The 12,368-nt window shown below is 41.7% G+C and carries 16 protein-coding genes; 14 read left to right on the forward strand and 2 right to left on the reverse strand.

Annotated elements, in window-relative coordinates:
• Positions 1–263: 263 nt before the first annotated feature.
• The 11 genes from VK080_RS00055 (at position 264) to VK080_RS00105 (ending at position 6,630) form a co-directional block, all read left to right on the forward strand.
• The gene (locus VK080_RS00055; protein WP_324222769.1) at positions 264–530 is read left to right on the forward strand and encodes a PH domain-containing protein; all 267 of its coding nucleotides are present in this window, start codon (positions 264–266) and stop codon (positions 528–530) included.
• A gap of 26 nt (positions 531–556) precedes the next feature.
• On the forward strand, positions 557–1,258 hold the full coding sequence (locus tag VK080_RS00060; RefSeq protein ID WP_068441701.1) for an ABC transporter permease: 702 nt from the start codon (positions 557–559) through the stop codon (positions 1,256–1,258).
• Positions 1,259–1,261: 3 nt separating this feature from the next.
• Positions 1,262–2,173: an ABC transporter ATP-binding protein gene (locus VK080_RS00065; RefSeq protein WP_324222757.1), complete on the forward strand. Its 912-nt coding sequence runs from the start codon at positions 1,262–1,264 to the stop codon at positions 2,171–2,173.
• 60 nt (positions 2,174–2,233) lie between these two features.
• Positions 2,234–2,800: an RNA polymerase sigma factor SigW gene (sigW, locus tag VK080_RS00070; RefSeq protein WP_068441706.1), complete on the forward strand. Its 567-nt coding sequence runs from the start codon at positions 2,234–2,236 to the stop codon at positions 2,798–2,800.
• Positions 2,801–3,066: 266 nt separating this feature from the next.
• Entirely contained in the window at positions 3,067–3,498 is a 432-nt protein-coding gene (locus VK080_RS00075; RefSeq protein WP_324222758.1) for a hypothetical protein, read from the forward strand.
• A gap of 110 nt (positions 3,499–3,608) precedes the next feature.
• Positions 3,609–3,806 carry a cold shock domain-containing protein gene (locus tag VK080_RS00080; protein WP_324222770.1) on the forward strand — a complete coding sequence of 66 codons (198 nt, stop codon included), beginning with the start codon at positions 3,609–3,611 and terminating at the stop codon, positions 3,804–3,806.
• 98 nt (positions 3,807–3,904) lie between these two features.
• A complete protein-coding gene (locus tag VK080_RS00085) occupies positions 3,905–4,594 on the forward strand; it encodes a class I SAM-dependent methyltransferase (RefSeq protein ID WP_324222759.1) in 690 nt (229 codons plus the stop codon).
• Position 4,595: 1 nt separating this feature from the next.
• The gene (locus VK080_RS00090; RefSeq protein ID WP_324222760.1) at positions 4,596–4,907 is read left to right on the forward strand and encodes a hypothetical protein; all 312 of its coding nucleotides are present in this window, start codon (positions 4,596–4,598) and stop codon (positions 4,905–4,907) included.
• A 153-nt stretch (positions 4,908–5,060) separates the two neighbouring features.
• The gene (locus tag VK080_RS00095) at positions 5,061–5,507 is read left to right on the forward strand and encodes a GNAT family N-acetyltransferase (protein ID WP_324222761.1); all 447 of its coding nucleotides are present in this window, start codon (positions 5,061–5,063) and stop codon (positions 5,505–5,507) included.
• Between the two features lie 69 nt (positions 5,508–5,576).
• Complete coding sequence (locus tag VK080_RS00100) at positions 5,577–6,236, forward strand: TraR/DksA C4-type zinc finger protein (protein WP_324222762.1); 660 nt, start codon at positions 5,577–5,579, stop codon at positions 6,234–6,236.
• A 187-nt stretch (positions 6,237–6,423) separates the two neighbouring features.
• Positions 6,424–6,630, forward strand: a complete 207-nt coding sequence (locus VK080_RS00105; protein WP_324222763.1) for a zinc ribbon domain-containing protein — start codon at positions 6,424–6,426, stop codon at positions 6,628–6,630.
• A gap of 27 nt (positions 6,631–6,657) precedes the next feature.
• Here VK080_RS00105 and VK080_RS00110 read toward each other — a convergent pair whose 3' ends face one another.
• Together VK080_RS00110 and VK080_RS00115 are read right to left on the reverse strand one after the other, a co-directional pair.
• On the reverse strand, positions 6,658–7,437 hold the full coding sequence (locus tag VK080_RS00110) for a zinc ribbon domain-containing protein (RefSeq protein ID WP_324222764.1): 780 nt from the start codon (positions 7,435–7,437) through the stop codon (positions 6,658–6,660).
• 181 nt (positions 7,438–7,618) lie between these two features.
• Positions 7,619–8,950, reverse strand: coding sequence for a S1C family serine protease (locus tag VK080_RS00115; RefSeq protein ID WP_324222765.1), 1,332 nt, complete (start codon positions 8,948–8,950; stop codon positions 7,619–7,621).
• Between the two features lie 242 nt (positions 8,951–9,192).
• Between VK080_RS00115 and VK080_RS00120 the strand changes: the two genes are divergently transcribed.
• From VK080_RS00120 to VK080_RS00130, 3 genes are all read left to right on the forward strand, one after another.
• Positions 9,193–9,879, forward strand: a complete 687-nt coding sequence (locus tag VK080_RS00120; protein ID WP_324222766.1) for a response regulator transcription factor — start codon at positions 9,193–9,195, stop codon at positions 9,877–9,879.
• 2 nt (positions 9,880–9,881) lie between these two features.
• Complete coding sequence (locus VK080_RS00125) at positions 9,882–11,201, forward strand: HAMP domain-containing sensor histidine kinase (RefSeq protein ID WP_324222767.1); 1,320 nt, start codon at positions 9,882–9,884, stop codon at positions 11,199–11,201.
• 50 nt (positions 11,202–11,251) lie between these two features.
• The coding region (locus VK080_RS00130; protein WP_324222768.1) for a GTP-binding protein at positions 11,252–12,368 on the forward strand (1,117 nt) is incomplete at its 3' end.

Here is a 12,368-nt window from a genome sequence, read left to right on the forward strand (position 1 = left end):
AGGACTACCATACCCTAATTATAAGGTTTTTTTATGGCTTTTAATAGTGAAAATTACCATCATTCATAATCTTGACACAATATTTATTGCTTGACTTTTACTTGAAAATTTTATGCAACGCTAGTGGGATTATTGCAACTATTGCGCTATTCTTTTTCAGGCCCCAGGTATTCGATGTGAAACAAGCATGGTGGATCATTTCGGTTTTTTTATTTCTAATTATCTATATACATCGAATCCTCGATTTTATAAACACGAGATATATGTTGAATGGCGGCTTTATACAGTTTAAAACAGGGAGTCTGCAAACAACAATGTTTGTTTCAAAACGAAAGAAAGTAATTGAAGTGGAAGTATCCCGCAGTAGATTGCAGAAACAATTGGGACTGTCAACCATCAATATGGTAAATCGCTCCAAACCAGTCCATCACACAACGATTAAAGATGTACCAGAATTGATGGCAGATGCCTATCGTACATGGTATATCAAACGCACAGAAGATATTGAAATTGAAAAAACCAGTATTTAAACAATAAATGAAGGGGGCAAGTTATCATGATTCATATATTAAAACGGGAATTCATTGATGCATTTAAAAGTGTACGCTCTATTTTGATTCTATTATTTATAACTTTTGTATCGTACCAGTCAGCTAAATTTTTTGATGAAAATCAGGACATGATTAATCAATTTATTGGAGAAAGCGGAAATGAAGTCGGCTCAGTCTATACAGCGGCCATTGCATTCATCGTGTTGATCTTTGGGTTCTTATTTGTATTTGCCATTTCTCATGATTTGATCAACAGGGAAATAGAGATGAAAACCATAAGATTGCTTGTGACTAAGACATCGAGACTTCAAATTGTGCTGGGAAAGTTCTTGGGGATTCTATTATTCTGGGTTGTAACTATATCTATTTCTTTCGCTATAATATCCTTGATAACGGGTTCCTGGTTCCCTAAAGACTACTTTCAAACCATAATCTTTTTATTTTACATTATAAGCTTAGTGCTTTTAATTTCTACCGTCATACCAAAAACGAAATTAACGATGTTTCTAGGAATCTTCTTAGGAATTGTGTTGCCAATTATCGGATTAGCAGCAGCTTTCTCAGATAAGTGGTATTTCATTCCATTTAAATATTTATTGCCATATAAATATTTTGATGGCTCCGTTGGCATGATGTTCATCCCCTTGGCCATTGGTATTGGTTATATTTCATTAAGCATATTTTTTATAAATAGAAAGGATTTTTAAAATATGGAAATGATTAAAGTAAATCAACTAACGAAAAAGTATGGAGCAACAAAAGTTCTAAAGGGAATCAATTTAATCATTTATCAAGGTGAAGTGTTCGGGTTTGTGGGACATAATGGAGCCGGTAAATCAACCTTAATCCATATACTCACAGATATTGTGAACAAGAGTGGTGGCTCTTTTGAAATGTTGGGCATTTCGGATAATCATGTTAATCAGACAAAAAAGCGAATTGGAGTAATGCCTGATATTACAAACCTGTATGAAAACATGAAAGGAATTGACTTTTTACGATATATGGGAGACCTGGCAGGTGATAATTACAGTAAAAAATATTACATATCCCTTATGAAAGATGTAGGATTAGAGGGAGCGGAAAAGAAGAAAATCAAATCTTATTCATTTGGTATGAAAAAGAAAATCAGTATCGCACAGGCATTATTGGGCAACCCGGAAATCATTATTCTTGATGAACCAACGTCCGGCCTTGACCCTGAATCAGCCATAGAAATCCGCAAATTGGTAACAAATCTGCAGAAAAGTGGCAAGACAATCTTCTTGACATCCCATAATTTGGATGAAATTGAGAAAATTAGTGACAGAGTAGGAATTTTAAGCGAAGGCGTTATTAAAAAAATGGGAACGCCCCGTGAATTAAAGACAGAAACCAAAGAAGATATTGGCTTATTAATTCGAACAAAGCCTGTGCTCACAGCAGCTAATATCTCAAAAGTTTCTGAAGCTCTAGACATGAACGTTTCATTTGTAGATACACAAAAGGACTATACGTTTTTGAATGTTACTTCTGAGGATGACATTCCCAAACTGTCTAAGGAAATAATGGAATCCGGCATTCTTCTGTATGAACTGAAGGTGGAGGAACGATCATTGGAAGAGGTGTTTATGAATACGTGAGGGTTAATTTTTCCCTTAAAAATGTAATACATCAATTCCGTTGCGAATGGTGGTTATTAAATGGAAAACAATAATAGGCAGATAATAGAAAAAGTGAAACAAGGAGATCAACATGCTTTTAGTGAGTTAATCGAACTCTACCAACATAAAGTTTACCGAATTTGTTTCCGACTGATCGGAAACCGCCATGAAGCAGAAGAACTTGCCCAAGAAGCTTTTTTGCGAGCTTATCAGAATATTAAGAGTCATGACAGCAATAAAAAATTTTCTTCCTGGTTGTTCCGCATTGCCACAAATTTAACAATTGATTGGTTGAAAAAGAAGAAACCGGATTATTATTTGGATGCGGAAGTGACTGGGGCAGAGGGTATGACAATGTATACCCGAATTCCTGCCAATAATAAATTACCGGAGGATCAAGTAATCGCACTGGAATTTCAGGATACTGTACATAAGGCAATTTTTCAGTTAGCACCAGAATATCGCTCGGCCATTGTATTGAAATATATGGAGGGTTTGTCACTGAGGGAGATGAGTGACATCATGCAGATTCCCATTGGCACGGTTAAAACAAGAATTCATCGTGGCCGTGAAATATTACGCAAGCATTTGAAACCTGTTCCATAATTGCGGGATCAGATGGGCTGACGAAGAATGACAATAAAGTCGATTCATTTAAATTTGGTTTTTATATGCTTAGTTCAGCAATCGCACCCTTAATGGAATAAAAGAAGCCATTAGGGAAGGAAAAAACAAACCTCTACCTGGTTAATTCCTTGGGTAGAGGTTTTAGTCTTGTCAACGATTTGTCAACATTGTCCACTAAAATTCAACGGATTATACATTTTTGTATATATGCTATTTATGTTTTTGTTATCTATAAGTGCATGTTCATGGAGTTTGTAAATAACATAGATAGGTCAATATTGATTATTATTGGTACAATTAATATTTGCAAGATACAAATGCAGTGGATAACTTATTATAATCTTGCAGAAGAACATTTTATCATGTTTTCGGTCTTTTTACCAGAAGAGGTTGTTCAAAAAATCCGTAAAAATGACACATCGAACAGAGGACCTTCTGCGAAATACGCCCACGTCCCGTGGCGGGCGCAGAAGTCACCACAAACAAGAGAAGCTCGTTGGCTTGTTTCCCCGCTTCTCACGTATCTAACTGATGCATTCCGCTGCTTGAAACGACGCCGCCTCGAACGCCTTGGTCCTTATTATTCTCCTTTTGAACACGCACTAGAAGCAAATTTCCTTGAAATAATTTATAAACCACTTGCTTTTTTGTCTGGAAAGGAGTATAGTGGGGTATAGCAAATGAAATTGATATTCGAAATACTTTACGATCTCTTTAACAAGTGGTGTAAAAGTATTTATGGTTCAATTGCTTTGCACATATTTGTATAAGGAGGTCGTTTATAATGATGACTGGAACAGTTAAATGGTTCAACGCTGAAAAAGGCTTTGGTTTCATTGAGCGCGAAGAGGGAGATGACGTATTCGTTCACTTCTCAGCAATCAATGCAGAAGGCTTCAAAACACTTGAAGATAATCAGAAAGTTGAATTTGAAATCGTCGAAGGCAACCGCGGACCACAGGCTGCTAACGTAACGGCTCTATAATTGCTTAAGATGAAAAAAGGTTTATCTCATTTGTGAGGTAAGCCTTTTTTGTTTAGGATATCATTAGTGAACCGTTTAAAATGGAATGGAGGGGTTTCATGCAGGATGCGTTCGATTGGCATCAGGAAGCGCAATCGCAGTGGGACAATCGTGCTGAATTCTGGAGTGCCCGGAGCATGGATATGTGGGACAATGGGAGTCGAAAAGCGATTGTGCCGTTCATCCAAAGCCATCTGAACAAAGGAAGCAGCATTCTCGATGTAGGCTGCGGTGACGGATACGGCTCCTATAAGCTGCATCAATCGGGCTTTCATGTGACTGGAGTGGATATTTCCGGTGAAATGATCAGGCGTGCAAGCGAAAAACCGGGTCAGGCAGTGATTTCCTTCTTACAGGGAGATATCATCAATCTGCCAATCGACGATAACAGTCAAGACAGCATCATGGCAATTAACGTCATTGAATGGACTGAATCCCCCGAAAAGGCATTAAAGGAGCTTGGACGGGTGCTGAAAAAAGGCGGTCTGCTTTTCACCGGAATTCTTGGACCGACAGCAGGACCAAGAATGAACAGCTACCCGAGGCTTCATGAGGAAAAAGCCATATGCCATACGATCATGCCATGGGAATTCCAGCAGCTCGCTTCAGAAAATAACTTTATGTATGCTGACGGATTTGGCGTATATAAACAAGACGTTAAAGAACGCCACTATAAAGACCTGCCATTGGATCTTCAACAGGCACTGACATTCATGTGGGTTTTTATGCTGCGAAAGGCGGGTGAATGAAATGGGCAAAAAGGAAATCGAGCAAAAGGTAATTGAAAGCTATCAGCAGGACGAAAAAATGATGATCCTCGTTTATGCCCAGTGGTGTATCAATCACGATATTGACCCAGTAGCATTATATGAACGGGCATATCCCGGCCAAAGGGACAACCAGGCATTGAAGGAAGCAATGGAGCTGACGGTTTCCAAACAGGAATCAGAGGATATCCCCGATCTTACAGTGCTTAACATTCTTCAGCTGTTTGGCAATGATGACTTGGCGTTTGTTGTCCAGGAGAAAGTCGATGCTAAAAAAAGAAACCACGATGATTGATTTGTGAACTTACTGATAAAAGTGCAAAAGTTGCTGATAAAATCGTAAAAGATACTGATAGAAGAGCCAAACGTACTGATAGAACCTCAAAACTGTCAATAAAATGGTCGTACCACGTGCAAAAAATTACGTAGGCAAGGGAGCAGACGATTGATGGATTGGCACATAAAAACATTTCATGAACTGACGAATGATGACCTATACGCACTCATGAAGCTTCGGGTGGATATTTTCGTTGTGGAACAGGATTGTCCATATCCCGAGCTGGATGGTTATGACCAACAAGCTGTTCATTATTTTTCAAAAATCGATCATGACATTGCTGCAAATGTACGGATTTTGCCGAGGAATACCAAATTTGCAGAACCGTCCATTGGCAGGGTCGCGGTCGCTGAAAAATTCCGTGGACACGGTTATGGACGTGAAATCATGCAAAAAGCCATTGATTATATTGCCAATCAATGGCATGAGCGGGAGATTAAAATTGAGGCCCAGGAACATTTGAAGCAATTTTACTCCGAACTTGGTTTCCGGCAAAACTCCGAGCCTTACCTTGACGACGGGATTCCACACATTGACATGATCTGGAAGCGAAATTAAAGTATCATTCATTATCATTGTCACATAGTATGGTTAGCGATTCATTTTAGAAAATGGAGGCTGACAGCTATGATTACAAATGATCAGCTTAAACAATGCAAGCATGCACTGCTCGAGCGGCAAAGTGAATTAATCAGTCAGGTGCAGGACCATTTTGGAACCTCGCTTGAAATAACGAAACAATCAATGGATGAGTTATCCAATTATGATAATCACCCCGGCGATATGGGAACAGAAATGTTTGAGCGCGAGAAGGATATCGCGCTGAATGAACACGCGGAAAAAGAACTGCAGGATATTAACGCAGCGCTGCATGCGATTGCGGATGGTACGTACGGTATATGCAGTGAGTGCGGGAAAGATATACCATTCGAGCGGCTGGAGGCTATTCCGACAGCAGATCGTTGTTTTGAACATGCTGAAGATAATATTGCTAAAGTTGATCGGCCGGTGGAAGAAGGCGTTTTTAGCCCGAATATCAATCCTAATGAGAGAACAGATGAAGAGCAAACGGGTTACGATGCGGAAGATGCCTGGCAGGAAGTGAGCCGGTATGGCACGTCCGAATCGTCATCAGATTTTTATGGCGACCGTGACAATTATGATGAAATGTATCCGAACAGTGATGAGAACGTCGGAAGCGTTACCGATGAGGAAAGCTTTTTAGCAGCTGATCGGGAGGGAAATTTCACAGGTGTCACGCCGAATCATGACAAATATGAGGAATAGGCGGCTAACTGTCCCTAAATGTCCAATTTTGTTCAACTAACATTTAATGGGAAAAGCGCCCATTGAATGAAGTTTAACTTTATCCTCCTTTTTGGACACGCAGTTATAGTAAGTACTGCCGCCAATTTTGTGAATTTGAAACATTTAGCACCCCGAGTACGTATAACATCGTAAGGAGATGATATAAATGAAAGAAACGCGTGGCTGCATCAAGTGCGGCAGTACAGATGCTGAGCAAAAAGAAGTCGCTGTGACCGGGACAGGCCTATCCAAAATGTTTGATGTGCAAAACAACCAATTTATCGTTGTTTCATGCAAAAACTGCGGATACTCGGAATTTTATAATAAGCAAAGCTCAGCAGGCAGCAACATATTTGATTTCTTTTTTGGTTAAAAAAATCTCCCATATGAGGAGATTTTTTTAAAATCCGCGGAACATCGTATCCATCATGTTCCCAAGGATTGAACTCAGAAACGATTGTGTGAAAAAGGCAAATGCTAATATGACGATAATGTACAGCCCAAGCAATACATAAATCCGGTCAAACCCATCTGTCTTCTGTTCCAGTAAAATGAAGGTAGGAGCCAGTAGCAGCAATCCAAGAATACTGATCAGAATAAGGATTCCAGCGAGCGCTGACAGTTCAATCAATGACAAAATCAATCCCGCAGCATATAAGAGACCAAATGGCATTAAATAAGCGCCATATTTGGCTATGATACCCGGGAATGTGACTGCCTGTGCAGATAATTTTGCACCGGCAAACGTCAGCCCCGCAATCAGAAATTCCAATAGGGCAATGGTGACCAATGGCAGAATGAAGCTGTCAATGAACGACACATTGCTAAAAAATCCTGCCGGGATGGCATTGAGTACAAAATGATAGCTTACCGACAGCAATAAAGCAAATAAAATAATAGCGACAACGCCTGATATTGAGTCTGAGCGGTTTGCCTTTTTAGCTTCACTTGGCGTTTTAACGAGTGTGATAAAAAAATGTCCGAAATCGATAGCACTATTTTTTAGCTTTTCCATTAGTTCATTGGACGAATTTGTCGTTTCATAGTCCTGTTCAGAATAGCCGGTTGCAGAAGCTTCATCGCCTGACTTTACATTTTCTTGCTCCTGGATGAGCTGCGCACCACAATTGGTGCAGAATTTGCCTTCCTCTGAGTACTGACCACATGAAGGACATTGCATACTATCACTTCCTTTCCAAAACGTTAATTAAAGTATAACGGTTATTGATATATTTTGCATGCCGGGAGGATATCTTAATATATGTGTGTATCCAGAACCTGACCGCTGACGACCGATCGCTGAACACAACAAAAAAACCTGCAGCTAAATGCAGGTTTTTTGCAGGGGGCGTTGTTTATGACTACTGTTGTTCTTGCTCGCGTTCAACGAGCTCCAGTGATACGGTCTGTGCCTCGCCGTTCCGATAAACTTCAAGTTCGACTGTTTCGCCGATTTCTGCTTCATTGTACAGATATTGACGTAAATCTATCAGCGAGGTGATTTCATTGCCATTGATTTTTGTGATGACATCAAATTGCTGCAAGTTTGCACTGGCTGCAGGTGATCCTGTTTCAACCTGTGCTATGACCATGCCGCCTTCAACATCTTCCGGCAGCTGAATCTGGTTGCGGTATTGTGGCGGAACCTGATTAATGGAAGCTGTACTGATACCAATGTATGGCCGTGCGACACTGCCCTCTGTTTCCAGCTGCTCAATGATTGGCATGGCAGTGTCAATCGGTATGGCAAATCCAATGCCTTCTACAGCGGTCTGGGCTATTTTCATCGAGTTGATGCCAATAACTTTGCCGTCAGAATTGACAAGCGCACCACCGCTGTTACCCGGGTTGATAGCTGCGTCGGTCTGGATGACTTCCGTTACCCAATCAGGCTGGCCATCACCGTTTGTATCCATATTCACGGAACGATCCAAACCACTGACGATTCCTCTTGTCAAGGTGTTCGCAAATTCCATCCCAAGCGGATTACCGATCGCAACGACTGTTTCACCGACTTTCAGATCATCGGAGGTCCCTAAATTGGCAACGGTATCTATTTTGGAACCATCAACCTTCAGGACGGCTAAGTCACTCAGCTGATCGGAGCCCAGAACTTCTGCCTGAATCCGTTCATCATTATTGAGAGCAACTTCCACCTCCTGAGCACCGTCGACAACGTGATGGTTGGTGACCACATAAGCACTGCCGTCTTCTTTTTTGTAAATGATCCCTGATCCTGTTCCAGATTCCTGACTGGGCTCCCAGATATTTGTCTGCTGCATCCGGGTAATCCCAACAACTGCGTCAGCTGCTTCATCCATACTTGTGGCAACATCAGCATTATCCGTGGCAATGGTTTCTGTAACCTCAGGTGATTCCGATGCTTGATCATGATCGTTTGATCCATCATCAGAAGTGGTGCTGCCATCATTGTTTGGTATAATATTTGATGTAAATAACAGTATGACGATAATGGCTGAGATAAATCCGCCGGCCAGTGCGCTTAGAAAATGACCGGATTTTTTCTGCTTTGGTTTTTCGTTCTTGTTCACACTTGTATGCTGCCTTGCCGTTTGGGCGATACCGCTATCAGTTTCCGATTCTGTATTCTGGTCTGTCTCATTTTCCGTGTATTGCCAGTTATCGTTATTCATATTTTCATTGTCATGTTGACGATCATTATTGTAATCCATGAAGAATTCACCTCTTTACGTTATGATGATTACAGATTTCATTATAGCCATAACGTTTGGTAGTATTTTGGTATGATTATGGCAAAAGTGTGTAAATGACATCTTAATGGCGGTTGTTCAAAAAGTCTGATAAAAATGACACGTCGATTAGGGGAACTTCTTTTTGAACACCCACTAAGAATGATATTCCCATTTTTTAAAAAAGACAATCATAACAAACTGAATTTTGGAGGAACCTGTCTATGAATCATCATATTGGTGTTGTGGAAGACGATGCAAATATTCAAAGTATTGTTTCGGCGTATTTAAAAAAAGAAGGTTTTCATGTAACTGTTATGGAATCCGCTGAGAAGGCCTGGGAACTCTGGGAAACCCAGCCGCCGGACATGTGGATACTTGACATTATGCTTCCCGGAATGGATGGCTATGAATTTTGCAAAAAAATTCGGCAGGAAAGCGATGTTCCGATCATTATCATTTCAGCGAAAGACGATGAAGTTGACAAAATTCTCGGGCTTGAATTGGGCGGAGACGATTATTTGACCAAACCATTCAGCCCCCGGGAATTGATGGCACGGGTCAAACGTGTCTTCAAGCGGACCAGCCAATCAGCACAGGATAATCATACACCACACGATAGAATCAAAGCAGGCAATCTGCTCATTCACGAGAATGATCGCCGGATTTTCTGGAATGGTCATGAACAGGATATGACGACAAAGGAATTTGATATCCTTCTGCTCCTTGCCAGGAATAAGAACCGGGCATTTTCACGGGAGGAATTGCTTATCAAAATTTGGGGCGAAGATTATTTTGGCAGTGATCGTGCCGTTGACGACCTGGTTAAGCGGCTTCGTAAAAAATTGCCCGAGATACCATTGGAGACGGTATGGGGTTATGGTTATCGGCTGCGCGGTGAAGAGGCATAACGATGAAACTGCAATCACAGTTAAATTTGGCCTTCACTGCCCTGCTGCTGGTTATTCTGGCTGTAACGGGTTATGTCATTTATTCCATGATACTTGGGATGCTGATCGACAATGAAAAAACGGAGTTGCAGCAAAAAGGCGAATTACTTGTTGAGGTACTGAATGAACAATACAGTCCACAGGGGAGTGTACAGGATTTAAGTGATTTTTTGAACGACCAGAACCTGCATCTTTTCCTGTATGACCGCAGTAAGAATCAGATTTTGATGTCTACCATGCCTCAGCAGTACGTGGAAGGATTTTCAGCCAATCAATATTTTGCGGACAACCAGGAGGATTTATGGGAAGCGGGAAACAGTAAATTTGTCACATCACGCATTCTGATTTATCCGGAGCAAACCGGACTGGAACTGATTTTGCTGACCCCATTAACGGATTTGCAAATGGTGCAGCAGAATTTTTTTAGACGGCTGATACTTGTGTTCGTCATCGGAACCATGGCAGCTGTTGCACTCAGTTATCTGCTGACCAATAAATTGGTGACGCCGCTGACAAAATTGAAAAAACAGCTGAAAAAAATCGAAAAACGTCAATTCGACCAAATCGAACGCGTGAAAGCAACAGGTGAAATCAAAGAGGTCGAACAAAGTGTGTATGATATGGCAACAGAGCTTAATCGTTACATGAAATCGCAGCAGGCATTTTTCCAGAACGCCAGTCACGAATTGAAAACACCGCTCATGACGATACAAGGCTATGCGGAAGGAATCCGGGATCATGTTTTTGATGCGGACGATCAGGAAAAAGGCCTTGAGATGATGGTGACAGAGGTCAACCGACTGAAAAAAATTATTAATGAAATGATATTGCTTGCCAAACTTGATAGCGAGCAAACGGAATATCAGCCTGAACAGATTGATGCAAATGAACTGATTGAACAGGTCCTGGATCGGGCATTGCCGTTGGTCAGTGAAAAAGGGATCGAGCTGAATCATACCGTGGATCAAAATGGTGTCTTTTACGCTGATCAGGAAAAATTGTTGCGTGCCTTGTTGAATATTACCTTTAATGCGATCCGTCATGCCCATTCGCGCGTTGCGATTACCGTCAGTCATCAAACAATCATGATTGAAGATGATGGGGAAGGTATATCGGAAGACCTCATGCCACATATATTCCACCGATTCGTAAAAGGTAAGACTGGTGAAACGGGCCTTGGCCTTGCGATCGCCCGGGCCATTATTGAACAGTCCGGCGGGAAAATTATGGTGCGGGACTCGGAACTTGGTGGGGCGAAATTTGTGATAGTTTTCTCTGTGTGATATAATAGGATGGTTTGAGTCATCCTGTAACAATAGAGGAGCGTACGTTTATGCAATTACGAAACGATATCCGCAACATTGCGATTATCGCTCACGTTGATCATGGCAAGACGACACTTGTTGATCAGATGCTGAAATATTCGGGGACTTTCCGCGAACATGAACAAGTGGATGAACGTGCCATGGACACGAACGATATTGAGCGTGAACGCGGCATTACCATTTTGTCGAAAAACACGGCAATCAAATATAAGGACACAGCGATTAATATTCTTGATACACCAGGCCATGCCGACTTTGGCGGTGAAGTGGAGCGCATTATGAAAATGGTTGATGGTGTCCTCTTGGTCGTTGATGCATATGAAGGCTGTATGCCACAGACACGATTTGTTTTGAAAAAGGCACTTGAGCAAAAATTGACACCGATTGTTGTATTAAATAAAATCGACCGTCCGAACGCCCGGCCGAACGATGTGATTGATGAAGTATTGGATTTGTTTATTGAACTTGGGGCAGATGATGACCAGTTGGAATTTCCGGTCATTTATGCCTCTGCTTTGAATGGGACATCAGGTGATGAACCCGATGAACAGGCGGAAACGATGGATCCGGTGTTCACGACGATATTAGACCATATACCCGCACCGGCGGACACGTCAGATGAGCCCCTGCAGTTCCAGGTAACGCTTCTGGATTACAATGATTATGTGGGACGGATTGGTATCGGACGTGTTGTCCGGGGAACCATCAGTGTCGGGCAGCTGGTTGTTGTTCTGAAAAAAGACGGTTCGCAAAAATCGTTCCGCATCAGCAAACTGTTTGGATTTATTGGCCTGAAGCGGGTGGAAATCCAGGAAGCAAAAGCTGGTGATATCGTGGCGATTGCAGGCATGGACGATATTAATGTCGGCGAGACAATCTGCCCGCAGGATCATCCTGAAGGCCTGCCATGGCTCCGTATTGACGAGCCAACACTGCAAATGACATTTTTGACAAACAACAGCCCGTTTGCTGGACGGGAAGGCAGCCATATTACATCCAGACAAATTGAAGAGCGCCTGATGAAACAGCTCGAAACCGATGTCAGTCTGCGTGTCGAACCAACCGATTCCCCTGATGCCTGGACTGTTTCAGGGCGCGGGGAGCTGCATCTTTCTATTTTAATTG

This window comes from Lentibacillus sp. (assembly GCF_035301925.1).
Classification (GTDB): domain Bacteria; phylum Bacillota; class Bacilli; order Bacillales; family Amphibacillaceae; genus Lentibacillus.